This window comes from Streptomyces rimosus (assembly GCF_008704655.1).
Lineage (GTDB): Bacteria > Actinomycetota > Actinomycetes > Streptomycetales > Streptomycetaceae > Streptomyces > Streptomyces rimosus.
This window is the reverse complement of record NZ_CP023688.1, coordinates 666913-687077: the sequence shown is the minus strand read 5'-3', so window position 1 is coordinate 687077 and position 20165 is coordinate 666913. Positions and strand designations below refer to the sequence as shown.

The window sequence follows — 20165 nt, the reverse complement described above, 5'->3', positions numbered from 1 at the left end:
GGCCGCGCCGCGCGACCGGACCGCGGTGAAGGAGAGGAGAGGGCCATGGCCCCCGACACCCGCCCGGACGCCTCGCGTCCGGGAGCCCGGCAGGCTTCCGGCGCGGGGCCCGGCGCCCGGCGGCCCGGTCCCGCTGCCACCGGCTTCGTCCTGCCCGACGACGTGGCCGCGGCAGCGGGCCTGTACGCCGAGCCGTCGGACCCGGGCACCAAGTCGCCCGAGGACGAAGGCCCCGAAAGCTCCGTCAGGTTCTACCGCCCGCTCGTCTACCGCCTGCCCGGCGAGCCCGGCCCCACCGGGGCCGTGGACCTGCTGCTCTGCTTCCCGTACGACCTGGCACCGCTCACCGGCGGCCGCGCCTACGGCGACGCGCGGGTGGGCATCGACTTCGGGGACAGCGGGGCGCAGGCGCTGGCGGTGCAGCCCGCGCCCGGCAGTGTGCAGCCCGACGGCACCCGCGTGGCGGTCTTCGGGCGCGGCCATCACCGGCTGCGCTGGGAGTTCCGCCCGCCGTCGGCGGGGCTGCGGCCGGACGGCCACTGGTGCCAGGTGCTGCTGCGGCTGCCGCCCGGCCGCTCCGGCGTGTACTGCCACCTCAGCTGTCACGTCGTCGTACGGCGTACGCTCCTGGGCCGGGTCGTGGGCAGCAAGGCCGGTACGCGAGGGAACTTCGGACTCCGTGTGAACGTCGAGGACGCCTGGGCGGCCCGACTGCCGCTGCCCGGACTCCCGTACCCGATGGCGGCCCCCGACGGCCCGGCGCCGCGCGTCCGGGGCCCGGAAGGCGGCCACGAGGAGGGCGCCGCCGGGGACGCTCCGTGGCTGCGGCGCCTCTTCTTCGCCCTGGACGTGGAGCGGTACAGCCGCCGGCACAACACCCACATGGCGCGGGTCCAGCGCGACCTGTGGCGTACCGCGCGGGCCGCCTGCGCCCACGCCTCGGTCGACTGGCACGCGTGCGGGCGCCAGGTCAGCGGCGACGGGTACCTGCTCGTCCTGCCCACCGGCATCAGCGAGCCGGCGGCCGTCGCGGGGCTGCTCCAGGGCGTCACACTGGCGGTGCACGCCGTCAACACCGATCCGGAGCGCCCGGCGGGCATCGGCCCGACCCGGATGCGCGCCAGTCTGCACCAGGGGCTGACGTGCGAGGGGGCGAGCGGTTTCCTCGGAACGGCGGTCGTGGAGCTGTTCCGCGTCCTGGACGCGGGGCCGCTGCGCGCGGCGCTGCGCGAGAGCGCGCACGCCGACCTGGCGGTGGCCTGGTCCGACAGCCTGTACCGCGACCTGGTGCCGCACGCCTACCCCGGACTGGACGAGCGCGCCTTCCGCCAGGTCCAGGTCGATCTGCCCGAGAAGGGCTTCACGGCCGGCGCGTGGATCGAACTGCGGGCCCGCCCGCTGGGCGGCGAACGCCCCGCCCCCGCCGGGACGGAGGCCCCCGATGCCGGAAACGGTGCCCCGAACCCGCACTGAGACGGGATACGCCACCTCCCGGAGCGCTGTACTGGTGCCCATCGGGGGCGGGGCCGCCCGCCGGCCGGCGGGCCGCCCCGGGGCCCCCGACGCACCGAATCTCACAGAGCGGGGGCACTGCATGCCGGCCATTCCCGTCACGGTTCTCGGGCCGCAGGAGTCCGGAAAGACCGTGTATCTCGCCAGCCTCTTCCGGCGGCTGTCGATCCAGCGGGACGACGTGGGTTTCTTCGTCAGACTGCCGTCCGAGGAAGCCACCAAACTGAATCAGATCTTCGGCCAGATCATCAGCCCGGACGGCTGGCCGAACCCCAATCTCCTCGCACACACCTCGGAATGGCGGTTCACCTGTTCCGTACGGACCGAGGACGGGCGGGTGTTCAGTCCGTTCACCATCAGTTACCTGGACTACGCGGGTGAGCACCTGACCCGTGCGACGGCCGCCGAGACCGAGCACGGAGCCTCGTTCTGGCAGCGGGTGCAGGAGTCGGAATTCCTCCTGGTGCTGCTGGACGGCGTAAAGGTACTGCGCTGCTTCGAGGGCGATTTCCTCCTGGTCCATGAACTCATCTCGGTGTTCAACGCGATCGAGTCGGGCAACAACGTGGTGCACTTCGTGGTCACCAAGTGGGATCTGCTGGAGGCGGCCGGGCATTCGGTCCGCAGCGTGCTCGACTGCCTGCTGAAGGACCGCGACTTCAGCGATTTCTATCTGAACCGGCTGCGGCAGCAGGAGGCCGGGGCACTGCGGTTCATCCCGGTCAGTTCGCTGGGCAGGGGGTTCGCCGTGCCGGCCGCCGACGGCCGCACGATGGTCAAGCAGGGCACCTCGCCGCAGCCGCTGAACGTGGAAGTGCCGTTGATGGCCGTGCTGGTGGACCTGTTCAACCGTGCGGTGCGGTCGGTGGCCACGCAGCTGGCGTCGGACGACGAGACGCTGCGGTTCAGGTCCCGGAGGCTGCGGTGGCTCCAGGCGGTGCAGCGCAAAATCCCCATGGTGCGCGCGTTGCTGGCCGCCCGCGCCGCCGAGTCGCCGGTCATGGCCGCGGTCCAGGAATACCTGGGGGACACCGTGGTGGCCTATGTGGACGAACGGCTCTCGGCATACGGGCAGCAGGTCGAGAACGACGTGGCCGAGGCGCGCGGCCGGGTGCTGCGGGCGCGTTCGGAACGGGAAGCGATGATCAAGATGGTCGATATGTTCGAAACGACGCTGGCGGAATTCGACGCGGCCCACCCGGGATCGCACGTCCTGGAAGGGGCCTCGTGATGACCGGTGGCGGAACACCCCGTTCGCAGGAGGTCTGGCCGTTCGCGATCACGCGCTCGGTCAACACCGGTTTCCGTATCGTCGTCGCGCCGGGATTCCTCGTCCCGTACGACCAGCACCACCTGCTCGCGGACGTGGCGGGCGGCGATGTGTCGGACGAGCACGTCTATCTGCGGGAATACCGGGACCACGGAACGCAGTCTCTCTGGCTGCTCTACCGCGTCGTGTATCTGCTGGGCGCGGACGTCGGCCAGGACGGTGAATTCGCCCTGCACGGTTCCCGGCGGACTCCGCTCGTCGAGGGCGTGGTGTGCAGGGACCGCCCGTCCGGCGCCACCGGTGAACTCTTCGAGACGGTCCGGCGGAACTGCGCCGAACCGCTGCGGCTCTTCTTCACCTCGGACTCCGGAACGTACCCCGTGCACCCCAGTGAGCCGGTCGAGGCGGTGCTCGACGACGGTTCGCCGTTGCGTGTCGAGGAGGAGCCCGCCTACCGCTCGGAGAGGAATGTGCAGGCGGCCCTTCAGGGCCGCCGCCATCCGCCCGCCACCTCGTGGCATGTCGGACGCGACGGCGTACGCGTCGGCACTGCGGGAGAACGGGTTGCGGCGCGCCGGCCGGGTGACGGCCGTACGGGTGTTGCGGCTGCTGGGGCCGGCACTGATCGCGGCCGGGGAGCAGGCGCTCGACTCCGCCGACGCGTTGGCGGCCCGGCTCGCGTCATCCGTGAACGGCCGGTCGTCGTCGGGGCCTGCGTGCTCGCCGCCGCATCGGTCTGTGCGCTGATCGTGCTGCTTCTCAGGTACCGCGCCGGGCACTTCGGCGCCCCGTGTACATGAGCGGCTGCGGCTGATGCGTACGCGTCACCAAGGGGCGCACTGGCCCCGTTGCAGCCGTTGCGCACACCGGCGCACATCACCGGCGGGAGGCCTTCCGTGATACCGGCGACCGAGATCATCGCGCTTCTGCTGGCCACCGGCCCTCCCTTGCCCCAGGGTCCGGCCGCCGGGGCGCCGCTGGTGGCGGCGGCCGCCGCGCTCGCGGTGGGCGAGCCGAAGCGGGCGCTGCGGCTGCTCGACGGCGCCGGCGGGCAGCGGGAGGACGGGGCGGCGGCCGCCGCCCTGCGCCTCGCGGCGCACACGCTCGACCTCAACCGGTATCCGGGGCAGGGCGGGGCCGTCATGTCATGGGAGGAGACGCGGAGCGCCGCCGGGCCGGCGCCGGAACCGAGCACCCCCGAGTCGGCGCTGGTCGTGCTGGCGGCGGCTCGTCTCGTGCCCGTGCTGCAGTCGGCGCGTGACATCGCCGCCAACTCCAGTATCGCGGGTGACCCGCAAGCCGCCGGGCAGGCTGTGGAGTTGCTGCGGCAGCTGAGCGGAGACATTGAGGCGTCGGGATCGCCGGCACTGTCGGTGTACCACCGGGTGGCGACGGCCGACGTGGCCCGCCGGGCAGGCCGTACGGAAGAGGCGGCGAGGCTGCTGGAATCCTGCCGACCGCTGGTCCGCGGAGATGCTCTGGCCGGCGCCCATCTCCTGCTGGCCGAGGGGGACCTGGCCCTGGAGCCCGAGTCCCACCCGGAGCTGCTCGGGCTGCGCCTGGCGGAAGCGCCCGGCCTGCCCGCGCTGTCCCAGGCAGGCGATCCCTTGGCCGCCGAGGTGCACTACGCACGGGCCGAGGCGCTGTACGTACGTGTGGGCGCCGGGCTGGGCTGCGCGGAGGCCGCACTGCGGCGCGCGCACGTGGCGCGCCGCCGAGGGGATGCGGTGGCCCGCGACCGGTTCGCCGAGGAGGCACGGCGCCGGGCCGCCCTCGCCGGCGGCGGCGCCCTGACCTGGCTCGTCGAGTTCCAGCACGCGCTCGACCGTCTCGGGGACGGCGAGCAGGTCCCGGACAGCGCACTGGACGCCGTGACCGGCTGGACGGTGCGGGACGGGAGCACCAGTTTCACTCGCGGGCTGCTCAGGCTGGTGGTCGCCCGGTGCAGGGCCTGGCGGGAGGAGGGCGCGACGCTGCCCGCGCTCCGGGCGCTGCGCCTGGCGCGCCGGATCGCCGCCGGGACGGACGCGCCCGCGGAGAGCGGCATCGTGGACGCCGCCCACGTCGACATCGTCGGAGGGGCGAACTACGGCCGGGCCCCGGCGGTACTGCTCGCCGCCGACACCGCCCACGCGGTCTCGGAGCTGCGCCGGGCCCCGGCCGGCGTACTCGACTGGACGCGCGCCGCCCTGCTCGCGATGCGGTTCGACCAGGCCGCCGAAACGCTCGCCGATCCCGAACTGAAGGCGATCGCCGCCGCGCGGCTCACCGAGATCGAGGCCGTCGGCGCGACCCTCGCGGACCGTGGCCAGGACGCTGTGGGACAGGTGGCCGAGGCGGTACGCGAGAGCGCACGCCGGGCCCGGACACTGCTCCTGCGCTATCGCGGCCGGCGCGCCGAGTCGGCCGGTTTCCGCGACGAGGCCCGGGTCCTGCTGCTCCGCGCACTGGCCCTGGCCGAGGAACAGCAGGACGCCATGCTCCGCGCGGTCCTGCTGAGCGAACTCGGGCGGCGGCCCGAGGCCCGTACCCTGGCCGGGAGGCTCTACGACGCGGGCGGGCTCCACCCGGACCACGCGGTGAGCCTCTTTCTGGCGGTGCGGGATCCGCGGGCGGCCCAGCGGGCGCAGTCCGCCCTGGACGCCTCCGGTCCGCCTGGGGAGACCGAGCGGCCGTGGGAGGACCCTGCGCGCCGTGCCGAACTGTACGAGGCGCTGGGGGACCACGCGGCCGCGGCGCGGACGGCCGAGCGCGCGGTGGACCTGTTCGAGCACCGGACGGCGCAGCTCGTACGGGACGCTCTGCGTTCCTCCGCCACCGACCACCCGCTCGTCGCCGGGATGTACCACACGGCGGTCCTGGCCCACCTCGGTCTGGCCGCGCGGACGACCGGCTACCGGGCCCGCGCCGAACTGGCCGCCGCCTTCGAACTGGCCGACCGGTGCCGTGGCATCGCCGCGGGCGTCGTACACTCCCTCGACACCCTGCCCACCGGGGCGCCGACGGCAGCGGCCCGGCGCTGGCTGCGCGCGGGTTCGGCCTGGTCGGCCACTTACGAGGGACTGGTCGACGAGGTGTCGGCCGACCCGGAACGTACCCCGACCTCGGTCACCCTGCGGCGCCGGGTGCTCGCCGCCGAAGACACCCTGGACGGCGCGGAGTCCGAGGTGGCACGGCTGGCCCCGCAGTTGCTCGCGCACCGGCGGCTCGCCCAGCCGGACGCCGGCGTGGCGGAGATCCAGCGGGCGCTGCCGGCGGACAGCGCGCTGCTGCTGTACGAGACACTCGACGACGAACTGATCGTCTGGACCGTCGGGCGCAGGACCATCCGCTGTCACCGCGCCCCCGTTCGCGCCCGCGACCTGGCCTGCGACGTCCGGCACTTCCACACCGCCTGTGCCGCCGGCCGCGACGACGAACGCGGCGCCGCCGAACTGAGCGAGCTGCTGCTCGCCCCCGCGACACGCCGGCTCGACGCGTGCGGGCGGCTGTTCGTCGCCCCGCACGGCGCCCTGTCACTCCTGCCGTTCCACGCCCTGCCCGTGCGCGGCGGGCTCCTGGGCGAGCGGTTCACCGTCTCGTACCTGCCGTCCGCCGGGCTGCTCACCCGCGCGGGCGCCGGTGGGCGGCCCCGGCTCGACGGCCCGGCACTGGTCGTCGGCGACCCGGCCTACGCCCCGCACCGGGGCCTGCCGCGCCTGCCGGGAACGGCGACGGAGGCCGCGACCGTGGCGCGGCTGCTGGGCACGGAGCCGCTGCTGCGGTCGGCGGCGACGGCGCAGGCCGTGGCCGAGGCCGCTCCCGGGCGTCCCGTCCTGCACCTGGCGACCCACGGAGTGCTGTACGAACGGGGCCCGAACCGGAGCTTCGTGGCCCTCGCGGGGCATGACCGGCTGGCGGTCGGTGACCTCCTGGGGCTTGACCTCAACGCCGATCTCGTGGTCCTGTCCGCGTGCCACACCGGGCGCGGCACCGCGACGGCCGGTGGTGACCTGGTCGGGCTGGCCCGGGCGGCGGTCGCGTCGGGCGCCCGGCACGTCGTGGTGTCGCTGTGGCCGGTGGACGACGAGACGGGCTGTCTCCTGATGGCCGCCCTGTACGAGGGACTGGTGTCCGGCCTCGGGGTGTCCGACGCCCTGGCCGCCGCCCAGCGGCGGATTCGTCGCCTGGACGCGGCGGGACGGCAGCGGGCGTACGCGCGGCTGCGGGACCGGGCGGGCACCGAGGCCGCGGCGCCCGGCCCGCGGGACGGCCGGGTGCCCGCTGCCGTCGCCCGCGCGGCGCGGCCCGAAGGCCCGTATCACTGGGCCCCGTTCATCCACATCGGCGGCGCGGACGGACTCCGTGCCGCCGACGGCCGCGAGCCCGGCCGTACCGGCCTGCACGACACGTCCCCGGGGGACCGACATGACTGAACGAGCCCTGCTCATCGGCTGCCGCACCGGAGCGCTGCGCGGCGTCCACGCGGACGTCCGTCTCATGGACAGCCTCCTGACCCCGCTCGGATTCGAGACGACCGTCCTCGTCGAGGAGGCGGCGACGCGCCAGGGCATCATCGACGCCTACCGGGCGCTGACCGCCGTCACCACCGCGGGTGACACAGCGGTGGTGTACTACACGGGGCACGGTGCCCGACTGCGCAAACCCGGGTGGACGCGGGACACGGACCTGCCGGACCGGCTGCAGTACCTCTGCCCGACGGACATCCACCACCCCGGGGGCACCTTCCGCGGGCTGCTGGCCGAGGAACTCAGCCTCCTCCAGTGGGAGCTGGGCGAGCGGACGCGCAATGTCACGACCATCCTCGACTGCTGTCACGCGGCCCGGATGTCGAGAGACCCGGCGCTGCTCCCGAAGGCCGACACCCGGCCCGCCGCCTTCGGCTGGGACGCCGTGGCGGCCGCGTGGCGCGCGGCCACCCGTGCGGCTCCCACGACCCGCGCCGCACACGCCGAGTCACACCCCTCGGTGGTACGGCTCATGGCCTGCGCGCCCGAGGAGACGGCGTTCGAGCTGGTGGCGGAGGGGCTAGACGGGTGGCACGGCGCACTGACGGGCACGCTCGCCCGCCTGCTGCGCCGGCCCGGCAGCGAGGCACTGACCTGGGACCGGCTGATCGGTCTGCTGCGCCCCGCCGTCACCGAACTCGCGCCGGGGCAGCGGCCGGAGGTGGCGGGGCCGACGCGCCGGTTCCTGTTCGAGCTGCGGGAGGAGGAGACCGCCGGAGCGCTGCCGGTCCGGCTGGAGGGCGGGGCCATGTTCCTGGACGGGGCGGAACTCTTCGGCATCGGCGAAGGGGACCGCTATGCGATCGTGGCCCCGGGCAGCGACCGCGCGGCGCCGCCGGCCACCGCCACCGTGGATCTGATCGCCGGCGGGCGGGCCCGGCTGCGGCCGGATGCCACGGTCCCCGCCAGGCTGCTCGCCGGGCTGGAGGCGCATCCCGTCCGGGTGGCGCTCGGCCGCCGGCCGGTCGCCGTGGTGCCGCCGGACCACCCCGAACACCGGCGGGTGGCGCGGGAGCTCGGCCGCTCCCCCTTCCTGCGTGTCAGCCGCGGCGGTGAGCCCGTCATGGCCACGGTGGCGCTGGACGACGGCCTGCACCTGTTGGACCCGTACGGCGAACCGCTGCTCGCCCGGCCGTACGCCTTCGCCGACGGAGCCGCGGGCCGGTTGACCGCCGGCCTCCACCAGCTCGCCCGCGCCACCCACCTGCGTACCCTCGGCTCCGGGACGGGCACCGCGCGGCTCGACGGCGACGTGGCGTTCGACTGCGTACGACTGCTCGCGGACGGCGGCGAGGAACCGCTGGCCCCCAGCGGCGCACACCTCTTCAACGGTGACGAAGTGGTCGTCCGCCTGCACAACCGGAGCAGCGCCCAGCGCTATGTCTCTGTCTTCGACATCGGACTGCGCGGCGCCGTCACCCTGCTCTCCACCGCGGAGCCCTCGGGCATCGGCATCGAACCGGACGGACGCCACGAACTGTTCCGGCTGCCGGCCTCGCACCTGCTCGCCGGCGTCGAACTGTACTGGCCGGACGACCTCCCGGCCGGTCCGCCCCGCCCCGAGACGTTCGTCGGCATCGTCACCGACCGGCCCCAGAACCTGTCCCTGCTCGCCCAGCCCGGCGTGCTCAGGCCGCGCACCGAACCGTGCGGTTCGGAGCTGCAGAGCCTGGTGGAGGGGATCGCCGGCGGCGTACGCGACGGCCGTCCGCCGACCTGGCGGGAACAGGTGCGCTACGCGGTACGGCGCTTCGACTTCCACCTGCACCCCGGGGCCCGGCCGGCCGAGGAACCGCCGTTCGCCGTCGACGAGCGCCCCGACCTGTCCTTCCGGCTGGTGGCGCCGCGGAGCGCCGCCCCACCCCCGGCCCACATCACCGCCGGATTGCGTGACCTGACGCTGCACAGCGGCCCCACGCTCGGCACGGCCTCCGTACGGATCGACTCCCTCGTCGTCACCCGGCCCGGCACGGGGCACGTACCGTACCGGGCGGCCACCCACCGCGTGGCCGGCGCCCGTGACGGGGAACGGCTGCCGGTGGACCGCTTCCCGCTGTACGAGGGCCCGGTCGGCGGCTCCCTCGACCTGGCCGTCTGGCTCTCCCCGGACGACGGCGACGAGCCACCACTCGACCAACTCCTGGCCACGGAGACCGGAGCAGGCGAGACCGCCCGTGCCGTCGCACTGCTCGCCGCGGCGGACGTCAACACGCCGGCGGGCGACACGGTGGGAGCAGTAGCCACCCTCACGAACGCCTGCGCCCGGCTGCTGTCCAGCACGACCGGCCAGAGCATCGGCGTCTTCCGCACCACCCACCTGCCACACGAGCGTTACGGGGCGGCCACCCCGGGCGGGCGCCACCCGGAGACGGGGCTGCTGCGCGCACCGGATCTGTCCTTCGCCTATGAGATTGGGGAGCGGCTGGAGGGGGCCGCGGGAGTGGGTGACCGGCTCTTGGAGCCTTAGCAGTGAGCAACGACCAACAACGTGCCCAACCGCTCCCCGCTCGGTGCCGCCAGGACGCGCGCGTCCACACGGGCGAAGCCGGCCCGCTTGAGGTGGTCGGCCCAGGACTCGGGCGGGTACTGCCAGCGCGGTACGGTCAGTTCGCGCTCGCGGCCCTCCAGCCACTTACCCCGCATGGCCTGCGGCCCGTACGCGCCAGGGGACGGCTCGGCCTGGGAAAACGCGAGCACGCCGCCGGGAGCCAGGCGGGCGGCGATGAGCGGGAGGAGCTGTTCGGGGTCGGTGAACCACACCGCGCCCCACACCGAGTAGATCGCATCGAACGTCTCCTCAGTGTGGGTGAGGTAGGTGCACACCTCGGAGTGGACGAAGTCCAGGTTCGCCATGCCGTGCCACCAGGCGCGGGCACGGGCGACCTGGACGGCGGAGAGGTCGACGCCGGTCACCCGGACGCCGCGTTCGGCCAGATGCGCGGCCTCCTTGCCCTCGGCCGATCCGAGGTCCAGGGCGCGGCGCGGCGAGCCGAGGAGTTCGGCGCCGGGGCCGTGGCCGGGGTACTGCGTCCATTCGAACCGGCCGGTGTCGGGACGGGGCTGGGGCCCTTCGCCCCGGTGCGGCTTGTACGTGTCCCAGTATTCGGCCGGGGTCTGTGGCGCGCGGGGCATACGGCTCCTCGGGAGGACGGCGGGACCTGGCACCGTACCGGCCCGTCCTGCCGCTCGCGGCGGTTCGCCGCGAAGTCACCCGAGCGGCCGTGGGCCCTGGGAACGCACAGGCGTTCCCAGGGCCCACGGCGGTGTGCGGGCGGTCAGTGGCACTCCTCCCCAGGTCGGCACGGGCCGCACGCCGCGTAATCGCGCTCCCACAGCTTCCAGTCCACCTCGAAGCCCGCGTCGGCGATCACCTTGGCAGTGCGCTCCACGCTGCCGTCGTACTTGAACGCGATCTCCGGGATGTGCTCCAGGAACTTCCCGCCGAAGTGCCGGTGGCAGAAATCGCGGTAGTGCTTCGTGTCCAGGATGAAGTTGTGGACCGCCAGGTCGACGAGGCGACCGGCACACAGCTCCAGGTGCCGGCCCCACTTTTCCATCGCGGTGATCAGGTACGAGACCGCAGCCCCGAACAGCCGGTTGGCCATCACCTCGTCCACCGGGTGATCCCGCATCAGAAGCTGGATCTGCCGGTCCCATACCTCGCGCGTCACGTAGTCCCGCGGATCGCGTACCTGCGCCGTGGTCTCGATCGCTGTCGCCATCGTGTCCTCCTGCGTGCTGAGATTGTCCGGCCCGCTGCGGGCCGTAGGACCACGACACCACCGACCAGGCCCGGCCGGTGGTCAACTTGCCTGCTGTGCAGGTGATTTGCAGATGCTGCACACGGCATCGACGCGGGCACGGTGAGTCACTACCGTGGACGGGGCCCCGGCTCCTGGCGCGCGGGAGGTGCGGTGTCCGGCGACACTCTGTGGTGCTCCGACAAGGTCCGCTCCCTCGTCGCCGCCCGGCATGCCGGCGGGCTCGTCAAGGTCGGGCGCACCGCGCGCGGATGGCGCCAGGAAGATCTGGGCGGGCGCCTGGGATGCTCGACATCCACGATCTCCCGGCTCGAAGCCCGCCACTGTCCCTCCGACCTGCGTCTGCTGCGACGCGCCGCCGAAGAGGTGGGCGTCCCGACGGATGTTCTGACGGCGTCGCTCGCCCTCAGCGGGACCGTGACCACTAGGGTGTCGCTCGATGGTCCACAAGTCGAGGAGGACCCGATGCGCCGCCGCACCCTGCTCGCCGCCGCCGGACTCGCGGCCCCCGCGCAGTTCCTGATCGGTGTCGACGTCGCGCTGGCGGGCGTCCCCGATCCCAGCGGCTCGGCTGCGCCCCTCGACCAGCGCCTGGCCCGTGCCCGCGGCCTGTTCGACGCCGGCCGGCACGCCCGCCTCTTGGAGGCGTTGCCCGGCCTGCTGGGCGACGCGCACGTGGCAGCCCGCTCCCGCCAGGAACTGGCCCTGGCCCGCGTGTCGACCACCTACAGCCTGCTCGCCCAGGTCCTCACGAAGATCGGCCGCTACGAGCAGTCCCGGCAGGCCGCCGACCGCGCCATCGTCTACGCCGACCTGTCCGGCTCTCCGCTCGCCGCCGCGGCCGCCGCCCGCGAGATGAGCATCGTCCTGCGCCACCAGGACCAGCCCGCCGCCTCCCAACGCCTCATCCTCAAAGCCGCGGCCCAGGTCGAAGCCGCCGGACTCACCAACAGCGCGCAGACCTCCGCGTACGCCCAGATGCTGTGCACCCAGGCGTACAGCGCGGCCCGCGCGGGCGACCGGGCCCAGGCCCTTGCCACGATCGGCGAAGCCCAGCGCGCCGCCCGCCTCCTGCCCGAGCAGGCCCCGGCTGGGCGCCTGTTCCCGCTGACCCCGGCGGCCGTCGCCCTGTACGCCGTCGGCGTCCACTGGGCTCTCGGCGACGCCGGGGCCGCCTTGGAAGCCGGCACGGACCTGCACGAGGATCAGTTCCCCACGCCCGAGCGCCGGGCCCGGATGCACACCGACCTCGCGCGCGCCTGGTGGCAGATGGCCAAGCCCGAATCGGCCGCCGACGCACTGCTGCACGCCGTACGGGCCTCGCGCGGCGAAGTCCGCGACCGGCCCGCCATCCGCCGGATCGTCACCGACCTGGCCCAGCGCCACCCCCGCACGGCCGGAGTCCGCGAGCTGACGGCCGCCGTCACCACTTCGCGATAAGGCCCTGGGTTGCCGTACCGGGATGCTGGCATGTTGCTGATTCGCTGGGCAGAGTTAGTGTCTTGACCTTCTGTTTTGCCACTTCAGCGACGACACGGGGGATCGTCCGGCCCGGGCGGCTGTGATGTCAGTAGCGCGCCTTTGGCCTGCGCTGATCGGTCTTTGAGCGCCTTCCGTGTGATGCCGCGTCATGCAGCTGATTCTCCCCAGCCGCTCTCCGGTGGGCCCGCACGCGCGGGGACCCCACCCTCTGGGCGTTAACTCCCCGCCTGGCAGGCGCTCCGCCCGCCATCGCTGACCACTGCGGTCGGCGGGCGATCCCGTACCCCGGGAGGCCGAATTTCGATCGCGGAGTGTCACGCTCGAAAAAGCCTCTGTAGCCCGACACGCCAAAGCACCAGGAAAGCCTCCATGCGCCGCCCTCCGGGGTTTTCGTGCTTCACGTGCAGGGGGGATTGGCTTGCGGGCCAAGCAGCGGCGAGATGGCCGCCCAGGCGTCTCCTTGCCCTGGGTTCGTGCCGGACTTTCAGTATCCTGAACGGCATCTCGTTGCCTTCCCGGCCTCGGGATCCGCGGGCCCCGAGGGTCCTCTTCGGCCTGCCCGCAACCGTTTTCCGTCCAGCGATCCGACCGCTCTCGCGCCATGGTGCGCGGGAGCGTGGTTCGCCGTGCCCGAAAAGAGAGCATTGTGACGACTTCCGGCACTCACGCCGCCTCCGACATCTCCGGCGCCGAGCAGAACGGCCATGCCGGTTCTGCCGCGTACGACGCGACCGCGATCACCGTCCTGGACGGGCTCGACGCCGTACGCAAGCGGCCCGGCATGTACATCGGCTCCACGGGCGAGCGGGGGCTGCACCACCTGGTGCAGGAGATCGTGGACAACTCCGTCGACGAGGCGCTGGCCGGGGTGGCCGACCGGATCGATGTGACGGTGCTGGCCGACGGCGGTGTACGGGTGGTCGACAACGGGCGCGGCATCCCGGTGGGCATGCACCCGGTGGAGAAGAAGCCGGCCCTGGAAGTCGTACTCACGGTGCTGCACGCGGGCGGCAAGTTCGGGGGCGGTGGGTACGCGGTCTCCGGTGGTCTGCACGGGGTCGGCCTGTCGGTGGTCAACGCGCTCTCGACCAGGCTGTCGGCGGAGATCTGGACTGACGGCCACCGGTGGACCCAGGAGTACAAGGGCGGGGCGCCGACCGCGCCGCTGGCCCGCCACGAGGCCACCTCGAAGACGGGCACGTCCCTGACGTTCTGGGCGGACGGCGGCACCTTCGAGACCACCGAGTACTCCTTCGAGACGCTGGCCAGGCGGTTCCAGGAGATGGCCTTCCTCAACCGGGGGCTGACCCTGACCCTCACCGACGAGCGCGCGTCGGCCCGCGCGACGGCCGCGGCCGACGAAGCGGGCCCGGACACCGCGGGGGAGCGGGCCGCGAAGGCGGTTTCCTACCGCTACGACGGCGGCATCACCGACTTCGTCGCCTACCTCAACGCCCGCAAGGGTGAGCCGGTCCACCCCTCCGTCGTCTCCATCGCCGCCGAGGACACCGGGCGGCTGCTGTCGGTCGAGGTCGCGCTGCAGTGGAACAGCCAGTTCGCGGACAGTGTCTACTCCTACGCCAACACCATCCACACCCACGAGGGCGGCACCCACGAGGAGGGCTTCCGTACGGCGCTGACCACGGTCGTCAACCGGTACGCGCGGGAGAAGAAGCTGCTGCGGGAGAAGGACGGCAACCTCACGGGTGAGGACATCCGCGAGGGTCTGACGGCGATCATCTCGGTCAAGCTGGGCGAGCCGCAGTTCGAGGGGCAGACCAAGACCAAGCTGGGCAACGGCGAGGTCAGGACGTTCGTACAGAAGGTCGTGCACGAGCATCTGACGGACTGGTTCGACAGCAACCCCAATGAGGCGGCCGACATCGTCCGCAAGGCGACGCAGGCGGCCACCGCCCGGCTGGCGGCCCGTAAGGCCCGCGATCTGACTCGCCGCAAGGGCTTGCTGGAGTCGGCGGCGCTGCCGGGCAAGCTGTCGGACTGCCAGTCCAACGATCCGGCGAAGAGCGAGATCTTCATCGTCGAGGGCGACTCGGCCGGTGGCTCGGCCAAGTCCGGCCGCAACCCGCAGTACCAGGCGATCCTTCCCATCCGCGGCAAGATCCTCAACGTCGAGAAGGCCCGTATCGACAAGATCCTGCACAATCAGGAGGTTCAGGCGATGATCTCCGCGTTCGGCACGGGCGTGCACGAGGACTTCGACATCGACAAGCTCCGCTACCACAAGATCATTCTGATGGCGGACGCCGACGTCGACGGCCAGCACATCAACACCCTGCTGCTCACCTTCCTCTTCCGCTTCATGCGGCCGCTGATCGAGCACGGGCACGTCTACCTGTCCCGCCCGCCGCTCTACAAGATCCAGTGGGGCCGGGACCACGTGGAGTACGCGTACTCCGACCGCGAACGTGACGTACTGCTGGCACGGGGCCGGCAGGGCGGCCGCCGGGTCAGGGACGACTCCATCCAGCGGTTCAAGGGCCTGGGCGAGATGAACGCCGAGGAGCTGCGCATCACGACCATGGACCAGGAGCACCGTGTCCTGGGGCAGGTCACCGTCGACGACGCGGCTGTCGCCGATGCTCTCTTCTCCGTCCTGATGGGCGAGGACGTCGAGGCCCGGCGCTCCTTCATCCAGCGCAACGCCAAGGACGTCCGCTTCCTCGACATCTGACCGCGCCGGAACGCCCCCTGTCCGCGCCTCCTCTCGCCCAGGCCGTGCCCGCGGCCTGGGCGCCCCGCCCTTGCCCGTCCGCAGCTGAAGAGAGCACTGCGTGAGCACGTTCCCCGCCCCGTCCCTCGGCAGCCGTGTCCAGGACGGCTCCGACTACACCGCGCGGCACTTGACGGTCCTCGAAGGACTGGAAGCCGTACGCAAGCGGCCCGGCATGTACATCGGTTCCAGCGACAGCCGCGGTCTGATGCACTGCCTGTGGGAGATCATCGACAACTCCGTCGACGAGGCGCTGGCCGGCGTCTGCGACCGTATCGAGGTCATCCTCCACAACGACGGTTCGGTGCAAGTGACCGACAACGGCCGCGGCATCCCCGTGGACACCGAACCCCGCACCGGCCTGTCCGGCGTCGAGATCGCCTACACCAGACTCCACGCCGGCGGAAAGTTCGGCGGCGGCTCGTATGCGGCCTCCGGCGGTCTGCACGGTGTCGGCGGGTATTGGCGGGGGCGCCCCGAATTGGCCGCCGAAATGGCGGCGTTGGCCGGTCCGCGTAGCCAAGGGCCGACTCCCGCGGCCTGACCCGTATCCTCATGGCCTGCCCTCGGAGTCCGCGTTCACTACGGTTTCTCGTGGTCCTCGGGCGCGTTTCCCAGTGGCCCTCCGGCCACCCACGGCCCGTACATGGAAATTACCCTGGTCTTCCCTTCCCGCAGTTCCCCTCGCTGTGACCGCATGACATAACTGGTCCGTATCCGCGAGGTGTTGACCCGTACACCGGGCCGCCCGTTCACGAGCGCTCCGGCGCCCGAGAGAAAAGTAGTCAGACATGAGATGGTTGTCCGTTTGCGCCATAGCGGTCGTGGGAGCCGGAGTGACCGCGGGACCGGCCGTGGCGGCCACGCCGTCCGCTGCCCGGCACCAAGCCGCAACGGCCGGACCGACGGTGCACTGCACGTCGAAGAATCCCGAACTGGCCCGGAAGCTGGCGGACGACATAGCCAAGGCGCTGGCCGGCCGCAAGAGCATGGCATCGCTCTCCTTCTACGACCGGCCCACCGCCACCCGGTGCACTTTCGACCCTGACAAGCAGTACGACTCGGCCAGCGTGGTGAAGACCATCATTCTCGGCGCGCTGCTGTACCAAAAGGGCGGAACCCTCACCGAGGCGGAAGACGCCCTCGCCCGCAAGATGATCACTGTTTCGGACAATGACGCCGCAACCGCCCTGTGGAGGCGGCTGTCCGATCTGAAGGACCCGAAAAAGCCGGACCCGGTCAAGATCCAGGCATTCCTCGACAAGGCCGGGATGCGGGAAACCGTCCCCGACAAGGAGGGGAGCTGGGGCCTGACCCAGGTCACCGCCGACGACCAGGCCAAGCTGCTACGTCTGCTGTCCGGCGACGACAACTCGGTCCTCGGGGCCGAGGCCCGCTCCTACGCACTCGGCCTCATGCGGCAGGTGCAGAGCGACCAGCGCTGGGGAGCCACCGCCGGCGCTCCGGCCGACGCCGTGATCCAGGTGAAGAACGGCTGGCTGCAGCGCAGCAAGAACCCCGATGTCCCGGAATTCGACAAGGGGGACTGGAAGGTGAACAGCATGGCCGTTCTCGCGGGGAAGGGGTACGACTCGGGGCTGGTCGTCCTCACGGAGAACAACCGGGTTCCGGAAGGGCGCCCGACGGAGGACGGGATGAATTACGGCGTCGAGACGATAGAGGCCATATCGCGCGCCATATATCGAGACGTTTATCCCGGGATGGAAGCCTACAATCCGAGCGGCCCGGCTCCCGCGGCCGCCAAGCCGTCCGCGCAGCCGCCGGTGGCAGGCTGAAACGTCGGGAAGGTTAGGCGTTACAGGGACGCAACGAGCCGGAGCGCATGGGGCGTTCCGGCTCGCCCGCTGTGGGGGAGCGGGGGAGCACCCGGGCGCGGGCGGTCGATTGCGGAGATGGTGAGCGGCAGGCCCTTCTGACCGGGGCCAGGGACCAGGGGCGAGGGCGACGGCCATGGCCGGTACCAGGCCGAAGGGAAAGCCGTACGCCACGGCGACGCCGGTACGGGCCGCCTGCCCGGTCGTGCGGATGCCGAGCCAGGGAACGGACGGGGACCCGGCTCACGCGACGGGAATCTGCGCGGGAAATCAAGGCTTCGGTGGCCACGGAAAACCCGCTGGTGGACTCGTAGCGCTTGTGCCGTGATGGCGGCCCCCGGCCGGAGGGTGGGATGGAGCCGGGGGCCGCCGGTATGGGGACGGTCAGCGGTCGCGGACCGGGTGGCGGCACCCATGCGCGGCGTTGCCGGAGCCTGTCGGCGCGGCGCAGGTGTGGGGCCACGGGTGCTGCCCGCAGGCGGCAGGACGGCAGCGGGCGGGCGCGGGCAGTCCATGGTGTGGGGCCATGTGGTGACGGCAGCCGGGAGGCGCGGGCTTCTGGTGGCCGGGTCGCGCGGTGACGACCGAGATCCGTAGCGCTGGTCCGGTGCCGATTTCACGGGCGAACAGCTGCGGCACCAGCCCGGCTGCCGCCGCCAGCACGCCTATGGCCAGCATCAGACAAACAGTTCGGAGCATGGCGTCCCCCTACCGCGTGCTGGGCACGCCGCCCTGCACACTCGCCGGTCGCATCAATTCCCAAGCGGTCGAAGCGGCCACGGCCACCGGGCAATCCCGTCCTCGTAGGACACAGGAAAAGGCCCTGGGCCGTCGGCCTGTCTTTTGGGCCCGATCGGGCCCGTTCAGGTTGGCTGCGGGGGTTTGCGTCAGCCGTTGAGTCACCGTAACGCGAATTCTTAAGACCGGATCTCAAGATTCCGGCTCCGGACGAAATCTCGTGGTCGGGCGAACGCTGTCTCGTGGTGCTACTGCGCTGACGCTGTTGACCGGGGCGGCCTCGACAGCTCGACGGCGCGGTGGGCGAGCCGGAAACCCCGCCCTGAGTGAAGGCCGCCACCGGCTATGTGAGGGCCGGCCCTCACGTCCGCGCGGCCCTCGGGGATGTCGAGAGAAGTGACCGGGGCCTGGCTCGTGCCGGCCCGCTCAATCCGGCTCCGCTGCGCCGTTCGCCTTCCGCGTCGTGGCTGCGCGCCGCGGCTCCGTCGATGTCAGCAATGCGGCGAGCTGGTGGGTGTCCGCGAGGTAGCGGTCGTAGGGGAAGTCGGCCTTCAGGAGGGCGGTGCGGAGTTCTTCCTCCAGGGGCTTGCCCTCGGCCAGGAAAGTGGCCTGGCCCGTCGGCGTGAGGGCGACCAAGCGTCGGCGCCGGTGAGCGGGGTCGACGCTGATCGTCACGTACCCCTCCGCCTCCAGGGGGCGCAGGGCGCGGCTGATGGCGGGGTCGGACACGGCCAGGGCCTCGGCGAGCTGGTGCTGGGTGGCCGGCTGGATCTCCTCAAGGGTGCCCAGCAGGCGCAGTTGGCTCGGGGAGAGGCGCTGGTCCGGGCCGGAGCGGCGCCGGGCCGCCTCGCCCATCAGCATGACCACGCGGTGCAGGAGCTCTGCCAGTCCTTCGTCCATGCGCCCACCCTACCGGACACTTGCGCAGTTAATATTAACCATGCAACACTCAAGCTCATGGACACCCTCCCTTATGCCGTTCAGACCACGTTTCCGCTCCTGTTCATGCTGGTGCCCGCCCTCGGAGCGCTGCTGAGCTGCCGCCGCCGTGCCCCGGGCCGGCCGGCGGCGGAGATCTGGCAGCGCTGGTGGGCCGTCGGCGCCCTCGGCATCGGAAGCCTGTGGATCACGCTCGCGTTCCTCGCGGTCCCGGACGCCATGGCCGACACCATCGGCTTCGCCCACTCGCCGTTCCAGTTCGAGATCGCCTTCGCCAACCTCGGTCTCGCCGTGCTCGGCTTCCGTGGCGCGTCCGCGTCGCCCCGCGAGCGCCTCACGAGCGGGCTGGCGGCCGCCGTGTTCCTGTGGGGCGCCGCGATCGGTCACGTCTACCAGTGGTTCGCCAACGGCGACCACGCCGCCGGAAACACGGGCGGCATCCTGGCCAACGACGTCCTCATCCCCGCCGTCATGATCGCCCTGGCCGCCCGGGACGTCCGCCGCGCCGGCCCCGGCCGCAGCCACGCCGCCCGCCCGGCCGTCTGACCGCGCTTCTTCGTAACCCGCCGTCCAGTTCGGCCGGACGAGTTGCCGACAGGGCGACTTGCCGACAGAGCGAGAACGACAGTCTCGCCTCCGCACGAGGCTTGTGCTGAACTGCGCAACACAATCCGCAGCGACGAAGAGGGGACCCCGATGCCTCTTGAGGGCGTGTACGAGCCGAGTCCGGCGCAGTGGGTGCGCGACCAGGTCGAGTTGTACGAGAGTTCGGGCGGCACGCAGGGGACGACGCTTTGGGACACGGGCCTGCCCGTCGTCATTCTCACGACGCGCGGCGCGAAGAGCGGCAGGCTGCGCAAGGTCCCGCTGATGCGCGTGGAGCACGAGGGACGGTACGCGGCCGTGGCCTCGAAGGGCGGCTTCCCGCGCCATCCGGTCTGGTACTTCAACCTCAAGTCCGACCCGCACGTGGAACTCCAGGACGGCGCCGTACGCCAGGACATGACGGCCCGTGAGGTCACCGGCGAGGAGAAGGTCGAGTGGTGGGAGCGCGCGGTCGCGGCGTTTCCGCCGTACGCCGAATACCAGGAGAAGGCCGACCGCGTGATCCCCGTCTTCGTGCTGGAACCGGGCGCGTGATGGGGCCGGGCGGTCTCACGGGACGGGGCATCTTCGCCGGGCCGGGTGGCGAGTGAGGCGGCGGCCCACCTGTCGGTGAGTGGTTGATTGCCGATCGGTGGGCCGTATGTCCAGTGATTCGTTTGATACGGGGGCGCGGAGGCTCGACTCCTGCCAGGACCGGTGGTTATAGCCGGCAGGGTCGGCGACAGATGGGGGCCGGCCCTCTCCGTACGGAAGGGCGGCGGCTGCAAGCCACCTCCGCCCTCG

The 20165-nt window shown here is 72.2% G+C and carries 14 protein-coding genes and 1 pseudogene; 11 read left to right on the top strand and 4 right to left on the bottom strand.

Annotation, left to right across the window (positions count from 1 at the left end):
• The first annotated feature begins 45 nt into the window (after positions 1-45).
• The 5 genes from CP984_RS02585 (at position 46) to CP984_RS02565 (ending at position 9757) form a co-directional block, all read left to right on the top strand.
• Entirely contained in the window at positions 46-1473 is a 1428-nt protein-coding gene (locus CP984_RS02585) for a hypothetical protein (protein WP_050498872.1), read from the top strand.
• Positions 1474-1594: 121 nt separating this feature from the next.
• Positions 1595-2743 carry a hypothetical protein gene (locus CP984_RS02580; protein WP_030181438.1) on the top strand — a complete coding sequence of 383 codons (1149 nt, stop codon included), beginning with the start codon at positions 1595-1597 and terminating at the stop codon, positions 2741-2743.
• Positions 2743-3582 carry a hypothetical protein gene (locus CP984_RS02575; RefSeq protein ID WP_003986937.1) on the top strand — a complete coding sequence of 280 codons (840 nt, stop codon included), beginning with the start codon at positions 2743-2745 and terminating at the stop codon, positions 3580-3582. The genes CP984_RS02580 and CP984_RS02575 overlap by 1 nt, the downstream gene beginning before the upstream one ends.
• Before the next feature lie 96 nt (positions 3583-3678).
• Entirely contained in the window at positions 3679-7197 is a 3519-nt protein-coding gene (locus tag CP984_RS02570) for a CHAT domain-containing protein (protein WP_030181440.1), read from the top strand.
• Entirely contained in the window at positions 7190-9757 is a 2568-nt protein-coding gene (locus tag CP984_RS02565; RefSeq protein WP_030181442.1) for a caspase family protein, read from the top strand. Before CP984_RS02570 ends, CP984_RS02565 begins: the two co-directional genes overlap by 8 nt.
• On the opposite strand, the gene CP984_RS02560 is transcribed toward CP984_RS02565, so the two are convergent.
• Together CP984_RS02560 and CP984_RS02555 are read right to left on the bottom strand one after the other, a co-directional pair.
• Positions 9754-10422: a class I SAM-dependent methyltransferase gene (locus tag CP984_RS02560; protein ID WP_003981060.1), complete on the bottom strand. Its 669-nt coding sequence runs from the start codon at positions 10420-10422 to the stop codon at positions 9754-9756. The genes CP984_RS02565 and CP984_RS02560 overlap by 4 nt on opposite strands.
• 143 nt (positions 10423-10565) lie before the next feature.
• Positions 10566-11012, bottom strand: coding sequence for a glycine-rich domain-containing protein (locus CP984_RS02555; RefSeq protein WP_003981059.1), 447 nt, complete (start codon positions 11010-11012; stop codon positions 10566-10568).
• Between the two features lie 192 nt (positions 11013-11204).
• On the opposite strand from CP984_RS02555, the gene CP984_RS02550 reads away from it, so the two are divergent.
• From CP984_RS02550 to CP984_RS02535, 4 genes and pseudogenes are all read left to right on the top strand, one after another.
• Positions 11205-12491 (top strand): helix-turn-helix transcriptional regulator, encoded by a 1287-nt coding sequence (locus CP984_RS02550; protein ID WP_003981058.1) that lies wholly within the window; start codon positions 11205-11207, stop codon positions 12489-12491.
• A 688-nt stretch (positions 12492-13179) separates the two neighbouring features.
• Positions 13180-15225: a DNA topoisomerase (ATP-hydrolyzing) subunit B gene (gene gyrB, locus CP984_RS02545; protein WP_003981057.1), complete on the top strand. Its 2046-nt coding sequence runs from the start codon at positions 13180-13182 to the stop codon at positions 15223-15225.
• 100 nt (positions 15226-15325) lie between these two features.
• Positions 15326-15721 (top strand): annotated as a pseudogene (locus tag CP984_RS02540) (ATP-binding protein); the annotation flags it as partial.
• Positions 15722-16100: 379 nt separating this feature from the next.
• A complete protein-coding gene (locus CP984_RS02535) occupies positions 16101-17060 on the top strand; it encodes a serine hydrolase (RefSeq protein WP_003981055.1) in 960 nt (319 codons plus the stop codon).
• A gap of 423 nt (positions 17061-17483) precedes the next feature.
• On the opposite strand, the gene CP984_RS02530 is transcribed toward CP984_RS02535, so the two are convergent.
• Together CP984_RS02530 and CP984_RS02525 are read right to left on the bottom strand one after the other, a co-directional pair.
• The gene (locus CP984_RS02530) at positions 17484-17798 is read right to left on the bottom strand and encodes a hypothetical protein (protein ID WP_129820858.1); all 315 of its coding nucleotides are present in this window, start codon (positions 17796-17798) and stop codon (positions 17484-17486) included.
• Positions 17799-18263: 465 nt separating this feature from the next.
• Positions 18264-18737, bottom strand: coding sequence for a MarR family winged helix-turn-helix transcriptional regulator (locus tag CP984_RS02525; protein WP_003981054.1), 474 nt, complete (start codon positions 18735-18737; stop codon positions 18264-18266).
• 57 nt (positions 18738-18794) lie between these two features.
• Between CP984_RS02525 and CP984_RS02520 the strand changes: the two genes are divergently transcribed.
• Positions 18795-19322: a DUF6790 family protein gene (locus tag CP984_RS02520; protein ID WP_003981053.1), complete on the top strand. Its 528-nt coding sequence runs from the start codon at positions 18795-18797 to the stop codon at positions 19320-19322.
• Between the two features lie 150 nt (positions 19323-19472).
• Positions 19473-19916 (top strand): nitroreductase family deazaflavin-dependent oxidoreductase, encoded by a 444-nt coding sequence (locus tag CP984_RS02515; RefSeq protein ID WP_030181447.1) that lies wholly within the window; start codon positions 19473-19475, stop codon positions 19914-19916.
• The last annotated feature ends 249 nt before the right edge of the window (positions 19917-20165 follow it).

Coding starts and splice junctions, on each gene's coding strand:
- CP984_RS02585 (WP_050498872.1), top strand. CDS start 46: ATGGCCCCCGACACCCGCCCGGACGCCTCGCGTCCGGGAGCCCGGCAG.
- CP984_RS02580 (WP_030181438.1), top strand. CDS start 1,595: ATGCCGGCCATTCCCGTCACGGTTCTCGGGCCGCAGGAGTCCGGAAAG.
- CP984_RS02575 (WP_003986937.1), top strand. CDS start 2,743: ATGACCGGTGGCGGAACACCCCGTTCGCAGGAGGTCTGGCCGTTCGCG.
- CP984_RS02565 (WP_030181442.1), top strand. CDS start 7,190: ATGACTGAACGAGCCCTGCTCATCGGCTGCCGCACCGGAGCGCTGCGC.
- CP984_RS02560 (WP_003981060.1), bottom strand. CDS start 10,422: ATGCCCCGCGCGCCACAGACCCCGGCCGAATACTGGGACACGTACAAG.
- CP984_RS02555 (WP_003981059.1), bottom strand. CDS start 11,012: ATGGCGACAGCGATCGAGACCACGGCGCAGGTACGCGATCCGCGGGAC.
- CP984_RS02530 (WP_129820858.1), bottom strand. CDS start 17,798: ATGCTCCGAACTGTTTGTCTGATGCTGGCCATAGGCGTGCTGGCGGCG.
- CP984_RS02525 (WP_003981054.1), bottom strand. CDS start 18,737: ATGGACGAAGGACTGGCAGAGCTCCTGCACCGCGTGGTCATGCTGATG.
- CP984_RS02520 (WP_003981053.1), top strand. CDS start 18,795: ATGGACACCCTCCCTTATGCCGTTCAGACCACGTTTCCGCTCCTGTTC.
- CP984_RS02515 (WP_030181447.1), top strand. CDS start 19,473: ATGCCTCTTGAGGGCGTGTACGAGCCGAGTCCGGCGCAGTGGGTGCGC.